The 21,740-nt window shown below is 52.4% G+C and carries 22 protein-coding genes; 6 read left to right on the top strand and 16 right to left on the bottom strand.

The genetic code is table 11. The annotated features are described in order from the left end of the window. Positions 1-49: 49 nt before the first annotated feature. The 4 genes from ACSPJT_RS06445 to ACSPJT_RS06430 form a co-directional block, all read right to left on the bottom strand. On the bottom strand, positions 50-2,194 hold the full coding sequence (locus ACSPJT_RS06445) for an AMP-binding protein (protein WP_435895546.1): 2,145 nt from the start codon (positions 2,192-2,194) through the stop codon (positions 50-52). 114 nt (positions 2,195-2,308) lie between these two features. Then, on the bottom strand, positions 2,309-3,178 hold the full coding sequence (nusB, locus tag ACSPJT_RS06440) for a transcription antitermination factor NusB (protein ID WP_435895545.1): 870 nt from the start codon (positions 3,176-3,178) through the stop codon (positions 2,309-2,311). Continuing rightward, positions 3,171-3,674, bottom strand: coding sequence for a 6,7-dimethyl-8-ribityllumazine synthase (gene ribH / locus ACSPJT_RS06435; protein WP_435895544.1), 504 nt, complete (start codon positions 3,672-3,674; stop codon positions 3,171-3,173). Before ribH ends, nusB begins: the two co-directional genes overlap by 8 nt. An 83-nt stretch (positions 3,675-3,757) precedes the next feature. Then, complete coding sequence (locus ACSPJT_RS06430) at positions 3,758-4,597, bottom strand: hypothetical protein (RefSeq protein ID WP_435895543.1); 840 nt, start codon at positions 4,595-4,597, stop codon at positions 3,758-3,760. 197 nt (positions 4,598-4,794) lie between these two features. On the opposite strand from ACSPJT_RS06430, the gene clpB reads away from it, so the two are divergent. The 3 genes from clpB (at position 4,795) to ACSPJT_RS06415 (ending at position 9,563) form a co-directional block, all read left to right on the top strand. Then, complete coding sequence (gene clpB / locus ACSPJT_RS06425) at positions 4,795-7,374, top strand: ATP-dependent chaperone ClpB (RefSeq protein ID WP_435895542.1); 2,580 nt, start codon at positions 4,795-4,797, stop codon at positions 7,372-7,374. Positions 7,375-7,769: 395 nt separating this feature from the next. Then, complete coding sequence (locus ACSPJT_RS06420; RefSeq protein WP_435895541.1) at positions 7,770-8,873, top strand: hypothetical protein; 1,104 nt, start codon at positions 7,770-7,772, stop codon at positions 8,871-8,873. Positions 8,874-8,924: 51 nt separating this feature from the next. Continuing rightward, on the top strand, positions 8,925-9,563 hold the full coding sequence (locus ACSPJT_RS06415) for a hypothetical protein (RefSeq protein WP_435895540.1): 639 nt from the start codon (positions 8,925-8,927) through the stop codon (positions 9,561-9,563). 17 nt (positions 9,564-9,580) lie between these two features. On the opposite strand, the gene ACSPJT_RS06410 is transcribed toward ACSPJT_RS06415, so the two are convergent. The 3 genes from ACSPJT_RS06410 to gatC all read right to left on the bottom strand — a co-directional run bounded on the left by ACSPJT_RS06410 (position 9,581) and on the right by gatC (position 12,146). Further along, positions 9,581-10,309: a class I SAM-dependent methyltransferase gene (locus ACSPJT_RS06410; RefSeq protein WP_435895539.1), complete on the bottom strand. Its 729-nt coding sequence runs from the start codon at positions 10,307-10,309 to the stop codon at positions 9,581-9,583. Between the two features lie 69 nt (positions 10,310-10,378). Beyond that, positions 10,379-11,803 carry an Asp-tRNA(Asn)/Glu-tRNA(Gln) amidotransferase subunit GatA gene (gene gatA, locus ACSPJT_RS06405; protein ID WP_435895538.1) on the bottom strand — a complete coding sequence of 475 codons (1,425 nt, stop codon included), beginning with the start codon at positions 11,801-11,803 and terminating at the stop codon, positions 10,379-10,381. Between the two features lie 52 nt (positions 11,804-11,855). Then, positions 11,856-12,146: an Asp-tRNA(Asn)/Glu-tRNA(Gln) amidotransferase subunit GatC gene (gatC, locus tag ACSPJT_RS06400; RefSeq protein ID WP_435895537.1), complete on the bottom strand. Its 291-nt coding sequence runs from the start codon at positions 12,144-12,146 to the stop codon at positions 11,856-11,858. Positions 12,147-12,312: 166 nt separating this feature from the next. On the opposite strand from gatC, the gene ACSPJT_RS06395 reads away from it, so the two are divergent. After that, entirely contained in the window at positions 12,313-12,837 is a 525-nt protein-coding gene (locus tag ACSPJT_RS06395; RefSeq protein WP_435895536.1) for a peptide-methionine (S)-S-oxide reductase, read from the top strand. Further along, positions 12,827-13,096: a peptide methionine sulfoxide reductase gene (locus tag ACSPJT_RS06390; RefSeq protein WP_435895535.1), complete on the top strand. Its 270-nt coding sequence runs from the start codon at positions 12,827-12,829 to the stop codon at positions 13,094-13,096. The genes ACSPJT_RS06395 and ACSPJT_RS06390 overlap by 11 nt, the downstream gene beginning before the upstream one ends. Before the next feature lie 631 nt (positions 13,097-13,727). Here ACSPJT_RS06390 and ACSPJT_RS06385 read toward each other — a convergent pair. The 9 genes from ACSPJT_RS06385 to ACSPJT_RS06345 all read right to left on the bottom strand — a co-directional run bounded on the left by ACSPJT_RS06385 (position 13,728) and on the right by ACSPJT_RS06345 (position 20,569). Next, positions 13,728-14,060 carry a hypothetical protein gene (locus ACSPJT_RS06385; protein WP_435895534.1) on the bottom strand — a complete coding sequence of 111 codons (333 nt, stop codon included), beginning with the start codon at positions 14,058-14,060 and terminating at the stop codon, positions 13,728-13,730. Between the two features lie 23 nt (positions 14,061-14,083). Next, the gene (locus tag ACSPJT_RS06380) at positions 14,084-14,725 is read right to left on the bottom strand and encodes a hypothetical protein (RefSeq protein ID WP_435895533.1); all 642 of its coding nucleotides are present in this window, start codon (positions 14,723-14,725) and stop codon (positions 14,084-14,086) included. Positions 14,726-15,240: 515 nt separating this feature from the next. Continuing rightward, positions 15,241-16,188 (bottom strand): homoserine kinase, encoded by a 948-nt coding sequence (locus ACSPJT_RS06375; RefSeq protein WP_435895532.1) that lies wholly within the window; start codon positions 16,186-16,188, stop codon positions 15,241-15,243. A 160-nt stretch (positions 16,189-16,348) separates the two neighbouring features. Beyond that, on the bottom strand, positions 16,349-16,984 hold the full coding sequence (locus ACSPJT_RS06370; protein ID WP_435895531.1) for a YdeI/OmpD-associated family protein: 636 nt from the start codon (positions 16,982-16,984) through the stop codon (positions 16,349-16,351). A 12-nt stretch (positions 16,985-16,996) separates the two neighbouring features. Continuing rightward, positions 16,997-17,407, bottom strand: a complete 411-nt coding sequence (locus tag ACSPJT_RS06365; protein WP_435895530.1) for a hypothetical protein — start codon at positions 17,405-17,407, stop codon at positions 16,997-16,999. 69 nt (positions 17,408-17,476) lie between these two features. Next, on the bottom strand, positions 17,477-18,169 hold the full coding sequence (locus ACSPJT_RS06360; protein ID WP_435895529.1) for a LamB/YcsF family protein: 693 nt from the start codon (positions 18,167-18,169) through the stop codon (positions 17,477-17,479). Between the two features lie 2 nt (positions 18,170-18,171). Then, positions 18,172-19,017: a biotin-dependent carboxyltransferase family protein gene (locus tag ACSPJT_RS06355; RefSeq protein WP_435895528.1), complete on the bottom strand. Its 846-nt coding sequence runs from the start codon at positions 19,015-19,017 to the stop codon at positions 18,172-18,174. Between the two features lie 17 nt (positions 19,018-19,034). After that, complete coding sequence (locus tag ACSPJT_RS06350; protein WP_435895527.1) at positions 19,035-19,679, bottom strand: 5-oxoprolinase subunit B family protein; 645 nt, start codon at positions 19,677-19,679, stop codon at positions 19,035-19,037. Positions 19,680-19,693: 14 nt separating this feature from the next. After that, positions 19,694-20,569: an SMP-30/gluconolactonase/LRE family protein gene (locus ACSPJT_RS06345; RefSeq protein ID WP_435895526.1), complete on the bottom strand. Its 876-nt coding sequence runs from the start codon at positions 20,567-20,569 to the stop codon at positions 19,694-19,696. Between the two features lie 142 nt (positions 20,570-20,711). Here ACSPJT_RS06345 and ACSPJT_RS06340 point away from each other — a divergent pair, with 142 nt between their 5' ends. Continuing rightward, positions 20,712-21,728: an N-acetylmuramoyl-L-alanine amidase family protein gene (locus ACSPJT_RS06340; RefSeq protein ID WP_435895525.1), complete on the top strand. Its 1,017-nt coding sequence runs from the start codon at positions 20,712-20,714 to the stop codon at positions 21,726-21,728. Positions 21,729-21,740: the final 12 nt, after the last annotated feature.

The raw sequence follows: 21,740 nt of genomic DNA, 5'->3' as shown, positions 1-21,740 counted from the left end.
AACAAAAGCTCCAATGTGTTTTTCGAGCCTCATTGGATTTCGGCGCAACTTAACGTTCGGCGAGTTGCTGGCAGGCTTTGATGTCGAGTTTGCCAGATGCTAAAATCGGAATTTCGTCTGTAGGAATGAATAGCTTGGGACACCACAGGCTGGGCATGCCTTCGTCCATCAGCTTGTATCGAAGATCGATGCATTCCTGCTCCAGGGTTGGACCACAAACTGTTGTTAGGAGGGCAATAGCTTCTCCCTTCTGTTCATCGGGGATACCGACGACAGCGATTTTTCGTTCAGTTTCCTGATCGAGCCCAAGCACTTTGGTGATGGCGGCTTCGACGGTTTCATGCGGAACCATTTCCCCGGCGATTTTTGAGAAGCGAGACAGACGACCTTCGATGTATAAGAATCCATCATCATCTAACCGACCGATGTCACCTGTGTTGAACCAGCCGTCTTTAATGACCTCATTCGTCTTCTTCTCGTCCCCAAGATAGCCAGGGAAAATGTTCGCGCCGCGTAGCCAGATAGTTCCCTGTTCATTGATGGGGGACGGCTTTCCGGTTGCAGGGTTGGTCATTTTGACCGCCATGCCAGGAAGGAATTTACCAACTGAGCCAAATCGGTTGCTCTCGATCACCGGAGCGTCACCTTCTTTTTCGGGCGACGGCAAATTGACGTTCGTGGCTGGTGATGTTTCTGTTAGGCCATAGCCTTCCATTGGCAAGATGCCAAATTTTTCCTTAAATGAGGTAGCCAGTGACTCGGGAAGCTTTTCAGCACCAGTGACAACGTAATCGAGAGACTTGAGGTGTTCCGGTTTCACCCGGCGCATGTAGCCGCGTAGGAACGTGGGGGTCGACAGCAGCATGTTCACGCCATGCATATTGATCAGTTCGGCAAGACGTTTGGTTTCCAGTGGGCTGGGGTAGGTGACGAGATTCACTCCTTCAATGCAGGGATACCAAAGCGTGACGGTGCTACCAAAGGAGTGGAACAGCGGCAGGCATCCGAGAATCTTGGTTTCGTGGCCAAGACAGATCCTGCTACCGAACTGACAGACGTTCGCCAGCACGTTGCGATGGGAAAGGGGGACACCTTTGGGTTCTCCTGATGAGCCGGAGGTGAACAAGAGCACTGCTTCATCATCGCCCGAGGATTTGCCAATTCCGATCATGCGTGCAATGACCGAGGTGGGGAGAATTTTGCATAGAATCACCCAGCGGATGATCTTTTTCTTGAGCTTGGGCAGGCTGCGTTCGATAAAAATCAGGTCCCTGTTAGGCGGCCAAGGGAATGATGATACTTTGCGGACGAATGGATCAGCCGTGATGAACTTATCAAGATCAGCCTGACGTATCGACGACTGGATCGCGGAGTGACTGGCGGTGAAGTTGATATTCACCGGAATTTTACCGGCGAAAAGGACAGCAAGGTTTGCGACCATGCCACCTTTGCCGGGAGGCAAGATGATCCCCACACGTTTTTTCTTGGTGAGTTGCTTGAGCTCCACTGAGAAAGCGAGAGCTGCCGCGAGAACTTTATCAAATGTTAGTTCGGAGTCATCGGTGCCATCGTAAAGTTTGGTGGATGATCCGTGTTTTTTAAGCCCGGCGAGAAGGGCCATGGGGAGAGATCCATTAAGGAAGGAGCGACTGGAAAATGCGGCTTCCTCAGCGAGAAGTAGAGCCTGTCGCCACGCTGCGGAGCTAACCTCTTTCGCAGGGATAAGTTCGCCGATGGAAAAGATCGTGTCGGGCAGCTTGGTGGTGTTTTCAGGAGCGCTTGCGATCTCGGCTGGTTTACTAACAGAAATTGGCAGCACTGGCAAACCCAGCGCGCACAGTTGTTTGATCACCGGTGCAGAAATGTGACAGCAGTCGCCCGAGTTGGAGCAGACCTGCCCAGCGAGATAGATAATGACGCCTCCCTTCTCAAGGTTTCCGCGCAGGTTGTCACCAACAGCGGCGGGTGCAGTATCTTTTGCTGAAAATGCAACAGCTGTGACGCCCTCTCTTTCGAGGAAATTGCGCACGGCATCATCGAGCACGACATTTTCCTCACAGAGCCATGTGATTTTCCTGCCAGAAAACAACTGCTCCATCTGAAGCATCTCATGGAAATCCAGTCGACCGGGTATGACGAGGGCTCCCTCGGTGGGAATATTCTGCTTTCCTAGGATTTCTAATTTTTTGCTCATGGATGCTCTTGCAACTTGCTGTGAACGATCAAACCATCCCAATCAATGGGCTGCAAGCCGTAAGCAAGGAATCGTTCGGTGGAGTTCCGAGTGAATTCTCCGGTCGCAAGCGGATTACAGGGCATCAAGCACGCCGTTGATGAAACGTGACGAGTCAGTGCTGCCAAATTTCTTCGCGATTTCGATCGCTTCATTGATGCTCACAGCACGGGGGATATCAGGGCAGTGGAGAATTTCATAGGCACCGAGACGCAGAATCGCGCGGTCCACGGGTGCCACTCGCTCAGGAGCGTAGTTTTCTACAATCGAGACAAGTTTTTCATCAATGGCATCCTTGTGACTGAGGATACCGTGCACCAGTTCGATGGTTGCTTTTCGGAATTTGTTGATTTCGTCTTCGCTGGATCGCAGGTGCGCAAGTTCAGGCATACCCGGTGAACTGGCCTCGGGCGAATCGATGGTGTCGAGACGTTCGGAAATACGACCTAGATGCACAATGGCAGAGGTCACAGCCTCGAGCTTGTTTCTCCAAGCAGGAAAATCCTCCAAGGTGTGCTCCCAAGTTTTGCGCACTGGGGCGAGACTGCGGCTGGCGATGAAGACATCTTTGAGCCGGGTGTCTAGTATATCGTCACCGGATTTGCTTTTGCTGGCGGTTTTAAGGATGTCCAAAGCCGCGCTGAGTTGGCTCTCCTGTGAGGTGATTTTTTTCAGAGCCGAGGACAGGGCGGATGTGCCATCGACGACCTTTAGCTCAGCCAGCGCCACAGGGGTGCGTTCGGTGAGTCGGGCGATGCGGCTTTCGCGTCCTTGCGCAATGTGCAGCACAGCCTTCGCTTTCGCGTGGCTGAGTTTACGCAGGCTATTTTCCTGGATGATTTCCCAGAAGGCGTCTTGGATATCAGACGCGTCCGGACCTTCTTCCAAGTCTGCGAAATAGAGAAACTGAACCGCGGCTTCGCGGATTTGGCGCCGTTTAAGCATTACTTGGGAAAACGCGCGATGTGCTACGTTTGAGTTGAGTGAATGTATCGATGATTGCGGCAGCAGCACGAGCAGCTTCCCGACCTCGGTTGAGCTTGCTACCGATGCAGCGAGCGTAGGCTTGTTTTTCGTCGCCAACCAAGAGCACCTCGTGAACCACAGGGGTGGCGTGGCTGACGGAAATTTGCTGCAAGGCATGGGTGACACTTTCGGCCACCATGTCGCCGTGCGCTGTCTGGCCGCGAATGATCAGTCCGAGACAGATCACACAATCGGGTCTGCTTTGGCGCAGAACGGTTTCCACTGCGACCGGAATCTCAAACGCTCCGGGCACACGAATCAACTCGATGTTACCATTGGGAATCAACTCATTGAGTTCCTCGTGGGTGTTTTCAACCATCGCATCGGTGAACTCATCGTTGTACTTTGAGGCCACAATGGTGATCTGTGTTTTTTGATTCAAGCTGCGAGGCTTGGGCGGCAAGACCTTGGACATGGCAGGTGGATATAGGATGCAGGCCTGTTCTTGCAAGGTTGAAGTTGTATCTATTTTCCTAAGCTTGCTTGGAAATCAGCAGCTTATGGGAGAGGGGCAAAGACGTTGAGCGCGCTCTTGGTGCTAATGTTCTGGTTTCTCGCATAGGCTTTGGCCGCGCGCAGGCGGAGCTTGGTCTCGTCTTCGTTTTTTAACCAGCCTTCGATGACGTCGTGCAGGATGAAGGCGCCTGGATACATATTGGATGCGGTCATCACCTTGGGTTTGGCACCTGACGGGGCAATGTGTTTGGCAAAGAAGTGCTGACTCTTGCAGCAAAGTACTACAGCGGAGACTGCTTGCTTGCGATTCGGGTTGGCCGGTAGCGCAGGCAGGCTAAACTCCATCAGACCATTGTGACCGATGAATGCCAGCATGTCAGCGCCTCCAGCGATATTTACCTGATGTTCACCCTTGTCGTCCTTGAATGTGAGTGTTTCATATTTCTGGCCTGCCAGACTTTGGCAGAATTCCTGAATGCACGGTTGGATGCTCGAGCCGCGCCAGGCATCGATCACCAGTAGGGTTCGGCTTTTCTTGTGTTGAAATATGAGGCGTTCAAGAATTTGCGGCTGGTCTTTGGTCTTACCTGCCGACAGGCGTGTCCACAGTTTGCTTTTGGAAAAATAAGCTCGAGAGCCATCGGAGCACCCCCAGTAGAGATTGTTAGCCGGATCGTCGCCGTTGCCTATTTTAGCCGGCACGGGCGCGATTCCCTGAGACTCATTGTCGCAAAGTGCCACGTATGTATGAATTACGTTGAAATCACGGCCAGACTCTTGTGGCGGCTGTGGATTGTCTGCCGCAGCAGCACCCTTGTCACAAGAGGTTAAAACGACGCTTGCCGTGATGGCGATGAGCAGTGCTGTGAGTCGAAAAGTCATGATGTCACCCTAACTTACGACGAATTTCCCCCTGAATTGTCCATTTTTAAACATAACAACAAAATAACACAAAAATAAGTGAACAAAAAGTTGCTATGATGACGTCTTAGTAGGTAGAAATAATACATGGGAAATTTCCCAATCAATTGCATATTATCCTGATAACAACCCAACAATAACCCTAAACCAATTTAATTATGGGACTCGATAAACTAACTACCAAATTCCAAGAAGCGCTCCAAGCAGCCCAACAACTGGCGTCTAAGTCGGCAAATGCTGAGCTGAAAAGCGTTCATGTGCTCCTCGCCCTACTGCAACAGGATGACGGCATCGTCGTGCCGATTCTGGAGAAGTCCGGTGTCGATGTGAGTAAACTGAAAGCCGCCACCATCAGCGCCCTCGACCGCGAGCCGCGCATCCAAGGCGCGGCCTCTCAACCTCAAATGAGCTACGGTCTGCGTGCAAATCTCGACGCGGCCGATGAAATTCGCATCGAGCTAGGCGATGACTATCTCAGTGTGGAGCACTTCTTGTTAGGTGCTCTCAAGTCTGATTCTCCTGCCGGAAAACTTCTCAAGGAGGTGGGCTTTGATCGTAAAAAAGCCGATGCCGCTCTGAAGGAAGTCCGTGGCAGCCAGAAAGTCACCGACCAAGACCCGGAGGGGAAATACCAGACTCTGGAAAAATACGGCACAGACCTGACCGCAAAAGCCCGCGAAGGGAAAATTGATCCGGTGATCGGTCGCGATGAAGAAATCCGCCGCATCATGCAGGTACTCTCGCGCCGAACCAAAAACAACCCCGTGCTCATCGGTGAGCCTGGCACAGGTAAGACCGCCATCGTCGAAGGACTCGCTCGGCGCATTGTCAGTGGCGACGTGCCAGACTCGATGAAGAACAAGCGCCTGATCGCCATGGATCTCGGCGGCATGATTGCCGGTGCCAAATACCGAGGCGAATTCGAAGACCGCTTGAAAGCCTTCCTCAAGGAGGTGACCGAATCAGAGGGAGAGATTATTCTCTTCATCGACGAGCTGCACACACTCGTCGGCGCAGGTGCCAGCGAGGGAGCCGTGGACGCCGCTAATTTGCTCAAACCCCAACTCGCAAGAGGGGAGCTGCACGCTATTGGCGCCACCACTTTGGACGAGTATCGCAAATACATCGAGAAGGACGCCGCTCTAGAGCGCCGTTTCCAACCGGTGCGTTGCGATGAACCCAGTGTTGAAAGCACCATCGCCATCCTTCGCGGCCTGAAAGAACGTTACGAAGTGCACCACGGCGTGCGCATCACAGATGGCGCCATTGTTGCTGCTGCGTCTCTATCAGACCGGTACATCACCGAACGATTTCTTCCGGACAAGGCCGTCGACCTCATGGACGAGGCAGCGTCGCGTTTGAAAATAGAACTCGATTCGATGCCAACTGAGATCGACCAGATCGAACGTCAAGTTATGCAGTTGGAAATGGAACGCCAGGCTCTCGAAAAAGAGACCGACGATGCTTCAGCTGCGCGCTTGGAAAAAGTGCGGGAGGAAATGGCCAACCTGAAAGAGGAATCCTCCACGCTGATGACCAGATGGCGGAATGAAAAGGACGTTATTGATGTTGTTAGATCCGCCCAAGAGCGAATCGAAGAGCTCAAGGAAGAAGCCGAGCAGGCCAAACGCATCGGTGATCTGAACCGTGCATCCGAGCTCACCTACGGTAGTATTCCCAACGCTGAAAAAGAACTCGAGGACGCCAAGACCAAGCTGGGTAGCCTTCAGGGCGATCATCGAATCCTCAAAGAGGAAGTGACCGAGGGAGATATCGCCCGAGTCATCTCGACTTGGACAGGCATCCCCGTAAGCCGACTCCAAGAAGGTGAGAAACAGAAACTCGTCCAGATGGAGAAACGCATAGGTAAGCGCGTCGTAGGTCAGAAGGATGCGGTGGAGGCCGTAGCCAACGCTGTGCGCCGCGCTCGAGCCGGACTCCAGGATGAAAACCGTCCGATCGGTTCCTTCCTGTTCCTCGGCCCCACTGGTGTCGGTAAGACCGAGCTATCCAAGGCCCTAGCAGAATTCTTGTTCGACGATGAGCAATCGATGGTTCGCATCGACATGTCCGAGTACATGGAAAAACACAGCGTCGCTCGACTGATCGGAGCTCCTCCGGGATACGTCGGCTACGAAGAGGGCGGGCAGCTCAGCGAGCATGTTAGAAGACATCCATACTCTGTGGTTCTGTTCGACGAAATCGAAAAAGCGCACCCGGATATTTTCAACGTTCTACTGCAAGTGTTAGACGACGGTCGTATTACCGATGGCCAAGGCCGCACGGTCGACTTCCGGAACACGGTGTTGATCATGACCTCTAACATCGGCAGCCAGTTCATCCTGGGTGAGGAAAATGAAGAGCAGCGTGAAGCTAAGGTTACCGACGCACTGCGCAGCCACTTCCGTCCCGAGTTCTTGAACCGGATCGACGAAACGGTGATCTTTGACCGCCTCAAGCGCGATGAACTCACCACCATCGTCGGGTTGCAACTCGAGCGGGTGCGGAAGCGCCTTGCCAAGCAGGGCATCGGCCTGGCCCTTTCTGAAGACGCCAAGGAGTTTCTCGGAAACCAGGGTTACGATCCTGTCTACGGAGCTCGCCCGCTTAAGCGCGCGATTCAGAAACACTTGCTCGATCCTCTCAGTTTGGAAGTTCTGGAAGGTAAGTTCCAGGATGGAGATGTGGTCCAAGTGGACAGCAAGGACGGGAAGATCGTGTTTGAGAAAGCATCGTGATGACTGGTCACTCCGCCACCCCTAGCCTGGTTAAAAGGGCTATGGGTGGCCAATAGCTTTCAGCTGCATAGGTTCTACTCTAGGGAAGGGGAATCGTTCAGGATACTGTGGGATTACAGATATTATTTGTTTTTTAAATTAAAATTGAACTTTTGTTGATTTTTTATTGTCTTGCTCCCCGAATTCCAGTATAAGACCCACCGTGCTCAATGAGGTAGGACTGCCCCGGCTCTGATAAAGTAAGGCTGAATATCGGTTGAGTGCGTTTTTTAAGGTTGTTAAATAAACTTTTAAAAAATTCCGAACGGAATGTGCGGATTGTGGTCTGAAAAGGAACGTAACCCGTCATTCTCAAAGCAACAAAACCTCCAGTTAACCAGCATCCACCCATCATCATGTCCCAGCAAGGTATCTTCAGCATCGCACCAGACGCGCAGCCCAGCGCACAAAACGGTTCCTCCAATGGCTCTTATAACGGTCAAAACGGCAGCCCGTTTGCATCCGCTGGGAATCAATCAGATCAAAACTCTCCTTTCGCAGCCGTAACCAAAGATTCTCCTTTCCAGCACGTGGCACAGCCAGCTGCCGAAGAACGCGGTGCCATTCCACAGCCTCGTCCAGAGGGACAACCTCCCGCACTTGGTGTTGCAGCCGATAGCCCGGTGACCAATCGCTCCGAGCAGCCTCAGCAGGAAGCATCCCAGCCGAATGCCTTTGAAGCAGCACACAATGGTGCCGGTGGACCATTTCAAATGAATGGTTTTTCCGAGCAGCAGGGCGGCCAGTTCATGGAAGCCGCTCCCGTGGCTCCAGCAGCCAAAGAAAGTTCTCCATTCGTAGCTGTTAATGCCCAGCATGATCAACATGACTACGAAGCCGCCAAGGCTGGTCTCGAGCCTCAGCAAGATTTCGCAGCTGTTCAGCCTCGCTATCAAGTATCCGAGCCGGCTGCCCAAGAGCCCCGTGCTACCCAGCCGCTCCAGCAAGCTCAACCCACTCAAGCGATGCAGAGTGCTCAACCTGCTCAGTCTGAGCCTGCATATCAAGCAGCTCCAGCACCCGCACCTGCTTTGCAGGCCACAGCGTCCACACCTGAGCCTCGTCAGGAACAAGCCGCTCCTAAACCACAGCCGTTCGCAGCAAGTTCCTCCCGCTCGTCGAGCACTGGTTTCCAGCAGTTAGAGCTTCGTGCCATCTTTGGTGTCGATCACATTCTGACCGTGGATGAAATCCTGCAACGTGCCCGCACGCTTCCAGGTATTCGCAATGTCGCTGTAGTCAATGCCGATGAGTCGAGCGCCTTGTCCAATTTCCGCCAAGCTCTTCAAGGAATGGGTTTCGGTAATTCCGACGAGATGAAGCTCAGCTCTGGTGGTGGCTCCGTGGATTTCCTCACTGAGGGAGATGCCACTGTAGCTGTCCTCCATGAAGGTGGCTACGGCCCAGGTGTTCAAGAGACACTGATCATTGTCGCTCGTGAGATCGGCAAGCTGGTCTAAGCAATTTCATCCCCCGTGGTTGCGCTGTGCGTGAATCACGGGGGATTTTTTATGTTTCTGAAACAAGCACCGGTGAGAAAATCACCAACACCAAGCACCATGGCACACTGGGAGAACGACAAAGGAGAGGTTATCATCAAGATAGCGGTGGTCGGTCAACCTGGTGCCGGGAAGCTGCAGATTATCAATCAACTCGCAGCCGCCCACGGGCAGTCGCCTGTGAGAACCGCAGTGCTGTCGGGCGCCGAGTGCGCACGCACTGAGTTTATCTGGCCAGAGCCTCTACCCGATGGCCCATTTGTGCGCGTGCGGGTTTTCACTATTTCTGGCACGCCGATGCATCAGGCTGCTGAGCAATGTCTCTTAGCTGATGCTGATGCCATCGTCTACGTGGTGAATTGTGAACCTTCCACCATCACAGCGAGTCGTGAATGCCTGCTATCGATGACCAAAAACGCCGTGCATGCCGGAGTCGACTGGGGCGATACCGTGGTCGTAATGCAGTATAACCGAGCTGATCTATATCCTGGTTTCAAACCTTCTGATCTCGACGGCTGGCTGGGAATCACCAACGGAGGTGTTCCCCGTCATATTACCTCCACTCAAGGCGATGATCTCGGCGTGGCGGCCAACGACGCAGCATCCAAGGTAATCGCCAAACTTGAGAAGCAACTCGTGGGCGCAAATTGATCAGCCCTCTGAGCCCCTCAGGCAGTTCTCTCAGAAGCCAACCGATAACGCTTGCTCCAAATATCAGCACTGACAGACACGGAGTTTTTCGTTTCTTGATACCGTTTCACCAAGCTATCAAAGGGCTCTTCCTGACTGAATTCGGTGCGTAATACGTCATAGCGCGTCGAATCAGATAGTAAAATATGAGCTGCTTGCTGTGGCGTGATCGTGAGTTTTACACGTTTTGAAATATCGGTTTCGAGGGCGTAGTCGTTCCATTCAGAAAGGCCGACATCATGCTGATAGTCTGATTTTTGGGCTGGGATTTCAATACCGATATCGTTGAGTAATTCGTCTATCAGAATTTCGAAATCATAGACGATCACAGCACAACCAGTTCCGCATGCCGAACTCAGAGCACTGTGCAATGCCTTGGATTTGACATAAAAAAGCGATCCGGCAAAGGTAACGATGTCGAATGGTCTGGCTGGCGATCCAGAAACTGATTCCACCGTTCCATGAGTATAGGTGATCCTAGGATGAGGCTCGGCTAGGTCTAGCATGTCTAGGCTGGCATCGACAGCGCTGACATGTTGGCAGTATTTGGCCAAGGCGACCGAGGAGTAACCAGTGCCGCATCCAAAGTCCAAACCAGATGCAAAGGACTCCTCGGCATCGAGCGATAAATCGAGAATCAGCTCATGGAGCGGAGGTCGGTAGGCTGCATAGTGTCCGGCCGTAGCTTTGTCGTATCGCTCGCTCACGGCTTTCGGATTATACGATGCGGTAACGTTGAAAACATCATCTGCATCTTGGCCACTTTGGCATATCAATTAGCCCATCTCCACAGCCCGTGCGATTTGCAGTAATTTTTGCTCGCCCATGTGTGGACCCAGGATTTGTAGACCTACGGGTAACTGGGTATTGTTCTCAGAAGTCACCGTTCCAGCGGGCACGCTGATGCCGCAGATACCGGAGAGGTTGGCTGATAAGGTGTAGATATCTGCGAGGTATTGCTGTAAAGGGTTGTCCTTATCGGCTCCTAACAAAGGGGCAGCACTCGGAGCGACGGGGGAGAGAATAGCGTCGACGTTTTCGTAGGCATTCAAAAAGTCCTGCCGGATCAATGTGCGGACCTTCTGCGCACGGGAGTAGTAAGCATCATAGTAACCCGAGGAAAGCACATAGGTGCCGAGAATGATACGGCGTTTAACCTCCGGCCCGAAACCTTGTTCGCGGCTACGACGGTAAAGGTCTAACACATCTTCAGGCTGATCGACGCGGTTGCCATAGCGGACTCCGTCAAATCGCGATAAATTGGATGAAGCTTCGGCGGGAGCGATGATGTAATAAGTCGCCACCGCATACTCAGTGTGAGGCAGTGAAATCTCCACAAGCTCGGCACCTTGGCCCTCAAGCTTGGCAATGGCCGCATCCACAGATTTTCGAACTGCGGGATCGATGCCTTCACCAAAGTATTCTTTAGGCAGGCCGAGTTTCATTCCGGCTACACCGTTGTCGAGTCCCTGTGTGAAATCCGGCACGTCGTGGTCCAGAGAAGTGGAATCCGAAGTGTCATATCCGGAAATAGCATTGAGCATCAGCGCAGCATCTTCCACAGTGCGGGTGATCGGCCCGATCTGATCCAGGGACGATGCGAAGGCGACCAAGCCATAGCGGGAAACCCGGCCGTAAGATGGCTTGAGCCCGACGACACCACAGTGGCTGGCCGGCTGGCGGATGGAACCACCGGTGTCCGAGCCGAGTGCTGCAATGGCACTGTTAGCTGCAACTGCTGCAGCGGAACCTCCGGATGATCCGCCAGGAGTGCGGGTGGCATCATGCGGGTTGGTTGTTTTTCCAAGTGCCGAACTCTCCGTCGTGGAGCCCATGGCAAATTCATCCATGTTGGCCCGGCCAAATGGAACTGCTCCAGCTTCGCGAAGTTTGGCGATGACAGTAGCATCGTAAGGCGCGGTGTAGGCACCATCGAGGAATTTGGAAGCGCAGGAGCATGGATGCCCTTTTACATTGATGTTGTCCTTGATCGCGATTGGGATGCCGCCCAGGGATTTGCTAAGATCGGCATTGTTAGCCTCGGCCTTGGCTGTTTCGAGATCATGCGAGAGGTAGGCGCCAACGGTTCCGTTGTTAGAATCGATGGCAGATGCGAGGTCGTCGAGGATGTCGCCAGGCTGGATGTCACCACTGACTAGTTGGCGGCGAAGACTGGAAATGGATTGGGATGCGAGAGACATTATAAATCAGGGATCGGGTGTCGGGGGGGCTAGGAAGTAGGAAAGTAGGAAATTAGGCGTCTACAACTTTAGGCACACGGATTTGGCCTTTGCCGCTGTCTGGAGCATTCTGTAAGAGGTCGGCCTGACCGAGACCTGGGCGGGAAACATCTTCTCGAAGTCGATCGAATACAGGTGAGGCGTGAGCCGTGGGCTCGATGCCATCTACGTCGACGTCTTTGAGTTTTTCGATGTAACCAAGAATGGCATCCAGCTGCCCTTGGAAAGTGGCGCATTCTTGGTCGCTGAGATCGATCCGTGCCAGATCGGCGACGTAGCGGACGTCCATATTCTCGTTGCTCATGCGGGAGAAGCTGAAGCGTTCGTTGAAAAGTTTCAAGCCTTGATACACTCTGGGATGTCAGTAGCGGAAGGGGCATTCCGCACAGGTGGACGTATTCCCATATTGTAACGGCACACTTGCAAAATGTTGGAGCGTGGGAACCCTGAGGGAAGATATGTCGAGAGGAGTGAAATTGTGCAAGATAGCAGTCGGTGGCGGCTGTCATTGGTGCACAGAGGCTGTTTTTCTGGCTCTGAAGGGCGTGGAAAGAGTCGAGCAGGGCTGGATCTCATCGTCTGGTGTGGATGAGAGTTTTTCCGAAGGCGTGATCATTCACTATTTCCCAGAGAAGATTTCATTGAAGGGGCTGATACAGATACATGTCGAGACTCATGCCAGTCAGTCGGACCACAGCATGAGAAAAACGTATCGGAGCGCTGTCTATTATTTTGATGAATTCCAGAAGGAGGAAATTCAACAGGTTCTCGAGCAGCTGCAAAATGGAACCGACCGGCCACTGATCACTCGAGTTCTGCCGTATCGAGACTTCAAGCCATCACACGATGAGATCGTTAATTACTACTTCAAGAACCCAGCCAAACCCTTCTGCCGAACATACATTGATCCGAAGATGAGGTATATACTGGACGGATTTCCCGACTTGGTCGACCAAGTGAAGCTCGGTCATCTGACAACGAACCATGAAGTCTGAATCGATACGAAATCTGATACATAGAATCCCTGATGGTTACTCGGTGGGTTTCTATTTTGGAGTAAAATATAGCATCAGTAAAAAGACATACAATGCTGGCAGGTCCTACAAAATCTACGCCGAGGAGTTAGGCGGAAATGATTTTATCAGTCTGAATTACTATCAGTCAGCTTCAGGCGATCACCTCAAACCTTGTGAGATGCCTACTGAAAAAGTGATCGTTTTTCTAACAGATGTCGAAATTTCTCCAGCTGATTAAGAATGAATCTGTGCCCTTACCTCAAAGATTGAGTAGAACTGAACGGTTCACCGCAGTAGGGGCAGCGGTAAGGTTTATGCCTGATCACCGCGGTGGCGACACCCAGTCTGTAGCTGATTCCCATCGCTTTCACCGCCTTACGGTGGCGGCGACAGCCGCTCTTGACCCAGACTCGTCCAATGCACAGTGGGCACCTCCATGAGTAACATCTTAGGAAGAAGACAGCTATGGAGAGGCCGGTGAAGAGTAAGCAGGAAGCACCGATAGTTACCCACAGTTTTTCCTGAATCACGAGGCCGCAGCCGATTATTACAATGCCAGAAATGGCGAGCAGGATGTTAAACAGGAAGTGGTATGAAGCAGATTTCAGCGCTCTCAATGAATGAGTTGATGATTGGCGATGCATGTGGCCATGTTGGGATGTGGTTAAAATCCGGAGACATTGCACAATGTGTGCGCTGAAACAATGTGTCCGTTTGTAATCGTTAGGAGATTACAAATACGAGTTAACTACCCAATTTGTCCTATCATCGCGTGGGGATGTATAGAAAAAAATGCACCAAATGTTGCGGACCTCCTACTTCACACGGAGTCATGTATGATTCTTCTCTGCCGAACTCGACGACGCTGTCTATTGCACCGTTTTGTAAATCCACCAGCCGATGGCCAAAGTTGCCAGAATCAGCAGGCACAAAAGCAATCCGCTCTTGGTCTGATTCCGCATTTCATTTCTCAACTCACCGCGGCTGAGCTGGTCCATGAATTTCTTTTCGCGAAGCCGGTCTTGGATTTCCGACGGCGGAGGCAAAGTGCGCATGCGTTCTTCCTCGGCCATGCGTTCGCGTTCAGGTCCGTGTTCGACATAATCCTGAAGCTGCTCGATCTGTCTACGCAGTTCGATCTCCCGGGCGCTGAGTGAGTCCACGTCAGGCCCAGCCTCTGATGTTGGCAGGTTGGAGTCCATGGTTTGACTACTCAAAAAGGGCATTATTTCACCAAGTAGATGATCAAAGCGAGGGTTCCTAGCAGGACGACAGGCAGATTAAATGCGAGGCCATTGCGCAGCATGGTGGCAAATTCGCTTTCGCTGTTGCTGCTGGCAGCGCGTTTGGGTTTGGCTCCTCCGCCTCCAAAGATGGATGCACTGCGGCCACCGGAGAAGTGATCACAGGCTTGTTCAAATTCATCTTCAGCCAGATCCAGTACGGAAATGGCGCGAGTGAGATCCTGGCGCAGGCTGTCATTGTTCCAGCCGTCAGGATTGAGCTGATTGATCTTCTCAAGGTGATCGGCAAAACAAATACGCGCCTGCTCGAGTTCTTCAATTTCCTGACGAGCGGCAAAAATTTCCCGGTCCATCGCGGTGACCGCCGTGCTGAGCTTTTCGCTGATTTCCACTTGGCCGTGGATGAACTCTTCCTTGCTGTCATTCAGATCTTGGAGCTCTTGACGCTGGCGTTCGACTTCGGCTTGTTGCTGCTGAAGCTGCTCGAGTTGGGTTTGAGCCTCTTTCAGCTTGCCGGTGAAATCCTCGGTAAGCGGACTGGAGCCTACAGCTCCGCGGGGGGTCATTTCCATCTGGGTGTCACGCACGTTGAGGTGCTGTTTGCGATCGGCTATGCTGCTCATGAGTAAGGGTGGTCGGGGTAAAGACTTGGCTTACATTATGACAAAACTCACAGGCTGGCCAGATAAATAGTTAATCTTTCTTGACAATTTACCTACCCTAGAGCGGTCGGGCCGAAACCGCTGTTCATCTGCTCTGTATGTGAATAACTTGGTGAAAAACACCAACAAGCACTCGATGGTGGATTGCCTTGTGTCAGAGCTGTCACCTAAGTGCTTGATATTCGGGCTCTTGAAAGAGGATATTTTTGTTAGTTGATTATCGGGTTTTCACAGTAATTAACTGATCCGATTTAGATGCTTTCTAACCAGTGTTTTTACGCATAAAGCTTAAAATAAGAGCCTTATATAAACACGCCTAACAGATTCTGAAAGCTGCTAGGAGCAAGGCCCCTCAAGTGATTTCCGTGTAAAGCTGCAATCCGTTCAACCTATAAGGTACAAGTTTTCACATCACAGGAATGCGATGTGAATAACTTGGTAGCAAGTCGTCTAAACGACAGAAAGACAAGGCGATATCAGGCAATCACATGCACGCCCTCTTTATTGATCTTGGAGACGTAGCACTGATTTTCCAGCTCGATTTTATCGAACACCTTGGAAATGGCAGCCCCTGCACGCTGAGCTACTTCTTCACCTTCACAAAGCGCGAAGACGCTGGGGCCGGCACCTGAGATGGAGAATCCGAGAGCGCCCTGTGCCATGGCAGCCCGTTTCGCATTGTAAAATTCAGGGATGAGTTTCTGGCGGCGCGGTTCGGCAATGACATCGTGAATGGACCGACCAATCATGGCGTAGTCTTCTTGGATCAGACCACAGATCAGGCCGCCGAGGTTGCCGATTTGCTGAGTGGCGTTGACCATCGGAATATCAGTGGGGAGGATTTCGCGGGCGACCTTGGTGAGGATTTCCATCTCTGGATGCACTACGGCAGCCCAGAGGTTTGCCGGCACTGGGAGCTGGGCGATATCGAGCTCTTGGTTCGATCGGATAAAGACCACACCGCCCAACAGGCTGGGGCCAACGTTGTCAGCGTGCCACGCACCATCGGCACTGGCCTCGCCCTGCATGGCGAACGGGAGAAGTTGTTTTTTGGCCAGCGGCTCGCCAATGAGTTTGTTCACCGCATAGACACCGGCGACGGCGGAGGCGGCGGAAGATCCAAGACCGCTGCCGAAGGGCATTTTCTTGTGGATTTCAAGCTCGATGCCGCGATCGCTCATACCGAGGTGACGGAGTAGATCGAGAGCTGCCACACCGGCGGTATTTTTCTCCGGATCCTTGGGAAGTTTGCCATTATCGCCGGTAATCTTGGTGATGCGCAGGCCAGGTTTGTTGGAGTGACGGGCAACAACTTCGTCTCCAGGTGCCTCAATGGCAAACCCAAGCACATCGAAACCACACGCGACGTTAGCGACGGTGGCGGGTGCGAAGACGCGGACTTCTTTTACAGCATCAGTGGTCATAGCGCGGCTTAAATAGTGTCAGCACACGGTCTTGGCGAGTTAAACGGGTGACATTTTTCACGGCAGCAGGGCATTTCTACGCACCTGTAACACCATGGAATGGAATTGAGGGAGATTAGACAGGATGATTTACATGTTAACACTGCTCACTGCCCCCCGATCACTTAATAAATTTATGCGAGCCGTCGCAAGTAGGCATCTTCTTGGATAAACCACAGGTGCAGTCGTGGATTCCTTTACCGTCCATGATACGTGGTGTGTATTTTTCAATTCTGGTGACGCGCGTCGCGGATTGTTTGGCGGCGGAGAAATAGAGAATATATCCTCTCTGTCGCCCCGGAGTCAGAGCCTCGAATGCAGTCTTGAAAGAGGGGCTTTGATCGAACGCGTTTTGGAGTTCTTCAGGAATCGGTTCTGCATTCTTGTTCTCGGGCACTTGCACACCAGACTTTTCAATCTCGATGGCCTCATGAATATAGTTTTTCAAAGTCGATTCCACCTCGAGAATTTCCTGAAGCTGGGTAAAGCGAATCACTCGTGCCGCTTGTGTGTTTTCTCCGGGTTTGGATAGGAGGTGTCGAGCGTCCTTGAGCAGTGCTCCTTTGAGAAAACTCAGAACACAGCTTTCTTTCAAAGCCCCTAACATCAGAACGTTCTTTTTCTGAAACGTATAACATGGCGCGCGCCACTTGAATTCCTCGGTCAATCCGCAATCGAGGATGATGGCTCTTAAACGGCCTAGCTCGTCACTCCACTCGGAAGCCTCACTGATATAATCGTCGACTTTGGAATTCATCGCATCGACATCCTAATGCAGGGATGGATTATATCGAGTTGGATTTTCAATAGTGGGCTTGAGGAAGATCACTCCATTGTGATTAATCTTCTTATCGATATAACCATCAGCAACGATCCAAAATGGAGTTGATCTCAGAGGCATATCAAAGTGCGGAAACATTGAGTAGGAAATTGGACCGAATAAATACGCGCCATGCCAGCCATAAACAGGCTTGATCCTGAATTTGCCCTCGGTGTTAGTCATCACCGACGAAGTTTCATCCGGGTCAGATGTGATTTTGGCACCTACAACCGGTTGTTTGGTTTGCTCATCTAACACTTGTCCTTCATGGCCTGGCGCGTGAACCCTTCTATGCGGGACTGGAAGAATACACGAATTGCAGATGAAAGTAATCACTGCGATTGATACGACGGGCTTCATTGATGCTAAAAAAGCAGCATATGTGAGTGGTGTCAATAGATAGTGACTATTGCATCGGTGTAACGTTATTCAGTGGGAGTGACCGAGTTGATCGAGAGTATCGCGAGCCGTTTCGGCGATGGTTAGGCAGGTCGGTGAGTCTGAGTGAATGCAGAGGGTATCAGGGGCAATTGGGGACTTTTCCTGATGATACTCCAAGATGCGTTTTTTGATTTCAGGCAGGTCTGTTAGTTGTGCATTGGGTTCAGTTCTGGGCACTAGGTTTCCATCAGGTAGATAGTTACGATCAAGAAAGGCTTCGTGTAGCACGGGAATGTTCAAAGCGTCGGCAGCGATGGCGACGGTTCCACCGGCGAGGGCGATAATGGGGGTACTGCGTTTTTTGGCGAAATTGAGAAAGGCCCCACGGATGGAATGATCTGTCTCGCTGAGGTGGTAGAGTGCGCCGTGAAGTTTGATGTGGTTCAGTGGTGTGCCGGTGGATAGGTAGAGGTTGATCTGGCTTTCTAACAAATCAATGAAGTCATCGGTGGTGAATCCGTCGGGAAGAACGCGGCCACGATTTCCTGAGACTCCAGGATGGGCTCCTGTTAGTACTCCATGTTCGGCGGCGAGCTTGGCGCAGCGCGTGATGGTTTCGGCGCTACCGGCATGTCCGCCACAGGCAATGTTCGCGAGGTGAATGTGCTGCATCAGGGCAGCGGTGTGAGTGTCAGCTTCCCATTCGCCGAGGTCACAGTTGATATGAAGTTTTTTCGGCACTGTTAGATGGGGTTGAAGTGGACGGTGGAGAAGGGGGCGTGCTGGCTGAAGTAAGAAAGGTCGTCGGGATCGATGATGCCGAGTATCGGGTAGCCGCCGGTGGTGGGGCCATCGTTGAGGGTGACAATCGGCTGGCCGGAAGGTGGCAGCTGGATGGTTCCAGGCAGGACGGGGAGACTGGGCACGGTAGGTTCAGGGGCGAGGGTGGGGCCAGTGAGGCGAAAACCGGTGCGGTCTGATTGGTTGGAAATGGTCCAGTGGTTGTTGAAGAATGTTTCGAGGGTTTTGTCAGCGATGGAGTGAGGTCCGGGGTGAACGCGGATAGGTGGCGGGCTGGAGTAGTCGCGCGTTTCTGAATCTGTTAGTGCCCGAGAACCTATGTGGGGGTAGATATTTCCGACCGCTGCCGGCAACATGAGAGTGGCGTCGGTGTTGATATTGGGTCCGAGATTGGAGCGCTCATGGCGTGAGCTGCTACCGAAGGCTTTGTTAGTAACTAGGCCGCCCGGAAAGGCCATATACGACCAGATGCCGTGGGGAGCAGGGTTGATCACGAGGATTTCTCCAGCCTGGAATGGTCGGGCGGACCAAGGAGGTAGTCGAGAAGATGAAGCGGCGCCGGTTAGGGCAATCCAAGTGGGTTCGAGGATTTCCAAGCTGACCCCACCAAGGGTGATCTCCAGGCAGGTAGCGTCAGGGAGGTTATCGAGCAAATGATTCGCCGCAGTGAAAGCGTGCGAGTCCATCGGACCAGCGGGTGCAACTCCAAAACGAGAATATCCGATTCGCCCAGAATCCTGGTAGCTGAGACCTGGGCCAGTGGAGGTGATGCGGGCGACGGGGTGCATTAATCTGTTAGGTCAATCTAGTCGACGGACTGGAACTTGAGGGTATCGCCGGGTTTCAAGGTGAAGGCGGTCAGGTCGTTTTTTTCAGGCGAGAAAAGAGGGTGGTCGGTATGACCAAGGATATTCCACCCACCTGGGCTGGGTATGGTATAGATCCCAGCATGCGAGCCTCCGATGGCGACCGAGCCAGGTTCGATTCTGGTGCGCGGTGAACTGCGGCGCGGGAGATGTAGTTGGGTATCCAATCCGTCAAGGTAGGCGAAGCCAGGAGAGAACCCAAGAAATCTAACAGTGTAAGTTGGGGCGCAGTGGAGCTGGATGATTTCCTCTCTGGAGAGCTTGAGATCGTCGGCTATTTCCTGAAGATCAGGGCTGTTATAACGGACGGAAATGATGTGACGGGAGCGCTCTTGACGGCTATGGCTGCCGACCGTCAGTGAGCGGATGTGGCTGCGTAATGTTTCCTCCGGAATGGGGCTGGAGAAATGGAACAGTAGGGTGTCGTAGCCGAGAACCGGTTCGATGAAGGAGGGCGGAGGATTCTCAAGAATGGCTTCCGACAGTTCGGTCAGCAGGGAGTGATCCTCATGTTGCAATAGCCACGCGCAGGGACCGCAGGGAGTGAGTGCAACGTTCGTAGAATCTGTCGAGAAAAGAGGCATGTTGCCGAGAGAAATCAGCCTGCGAACGGAGTAGCGGCCACTCCTTGGACACCTAGTCCAGTGACTTTAAGGAGTCGGCCGGCGTGTTCTTCGGTTTCGGTTTTGTGAATGCCGGTGGTGACGTAAAGTTCATCGAGACCATTGCCTCCGAAGGCACAGGCAGTGGTCTCCAGACAGGGGAGCTCAACGCGGTGGAGCTCTTTGCCGCTGTTAGGATCATAACAGGCCACACAGGCACCATGGCAGAACGCGACCCACAAGTTGCCGTTGGCATCGATGGTCATTCCATCCGGAGAAGCCGAGATGTCGCTGGTGGAAATGACGTTGCGCTGTTTGCTGAGCTGTCCGGTGTCTGGTGAGTAGTCGAATGCCATCACCTCCAGACGCGGTGTGTCGATGTAATAGCAGGTGGCCCCATCGGCACTCCAGATGATGCCGTTAGAGTTAGTGACTCCTTCGAAGGCTGTGTGCAGGGTGAGATCGGGGTCGAGTCGGTAAAGGGTGGCATCACCTTGGTTTTTCACCAGGCTGATGGTTCCGGCGAAGAAGCGTCCGTCAGGTGAGCACTTACCGTCGTTGAAGCGATTGTTCTCCTTATCCGGTTCTGGATCGGTGATGGCGGTGGTTTTGCCAGTGCTTCGATCGAGAAAATGCAGACCGGTGTCACCAGCCACGAGGAGGTCGCCGCCGTCGGTTTTGATCCGAGGCACGACGGTGCCGATCCGTCCAACAGTGTCGCTTACATTCCAGGACTTTTCCTCGCCAGACTCAGGATCATATTCCAGCACCAGATGCTTTTCGATGTCCACATAGAGTAGGCGGTCGTTCCACCAGATAGGGCCTTCGCCCCACTGGGCGCGGTAGTTGCCAACAGCATTCACAGATTCCATGCACGTAGGCCTAGCAGTCGCAAGTGACCGTGTCGAGGCCTGAGCCAGTCAGGAAATGAGCCTTCCTAAGAAATTCCATTGTCATTCCAGACAGAAAGTTTACTCTGAAGGGCGTCCCCCGACCCATAACTTGATCGAACCGATGGCAAAAAAACGCTCCGCCAGCCTGATTTCCGCACTGATAGTCTGTATTCTGTGTTGCACCGCGGTGTGTAGCTATGCCCAAGGATTCAAATGGAATCCTGTAAAATACAAAGGTGTCAATTATGTGAGCTTACGCGATGTGAAGACCTTTTATCACTTCGATAAGCTAACTTTCGGCAGCTCGCTGACATTGGAAAATAAGAAAGTAAAAATCCGTATGAGGTCGGGTTCGCAGCAGTGTTACATGAATGGTGTCTTGTTTATCATGAGCCATCCGATTGTGCCATACAGTGGGAAGTATCTCATTTCACGAACCGATCTGGTGAAGCTCATCGATCCGGTGATGCGTCCATCCTACATCAGCAGTGCCAAACCGTTCAAAACGGTGGTCGTAGATGCTGGTCATGGCGGTCACGATTCAGGTTCGACCGGGCATTTTAGTTATGAAAAAACTTACACCCTGACGGTGGCCCGCCTGCTGCGTGATGAACTGCAACGGAAAGGTTACAATGTGGTTATGACGCGCGACAGTGATGTGTTCATTAGTTTGTCCAACCGCGTTCGGATTGCGAATAAATACAAAAACGCCATCTTTTTGAGCATTCACTTTAACTCCGGGCAATCACGGGCAAATGGTATCGAGACATTTACCGTTTCTCCCGTGGGTGTGCCCCACCTGGGCAGGGGAGTTCGTGAACGTGATTTCAATCTTGTTCCTGGAAATATCATGGACTCTGCCAGTATCGCTTTGGCCACGGCGGTGCACAGTCGCACACTGCTTTACCTCAACAATGAGGCCGGAAACAATTTCAAGATCAGCGATCGTGGTATCAAACGTGCCAGATTCAATGTGCTGACGGGTATCGAAATTCCGGCCATTCTTTTGGAGGGTGGTTTCCTGTCGAACCGGACCGAGGCGGCCAAGGTTCATTCTCCAGTTTACCAGAAGACTCTCGCCGCTGCCGTAGCGCGGGCTGTGGATGTCTACAGGAACTCGATCTCGCGCAAGCAGTAAGAGACCGCGCGA

Source organism: Oceaniferula spumae (assembly GCF_042849255.1).
Classification (GTDB): domain Bacteria; phylum Verrucomicrobiota; class Verrucomicrobiia; order Verrucomicrobiales; family Akkermansiaceae; genus Oceaniferula; species Oceaniferula spumae.
The sequence above is the reverse complement of the archived record's forward strand: the minus strand, read 5'-3'. Positions and strand labels throughout refer to the sequence as shown.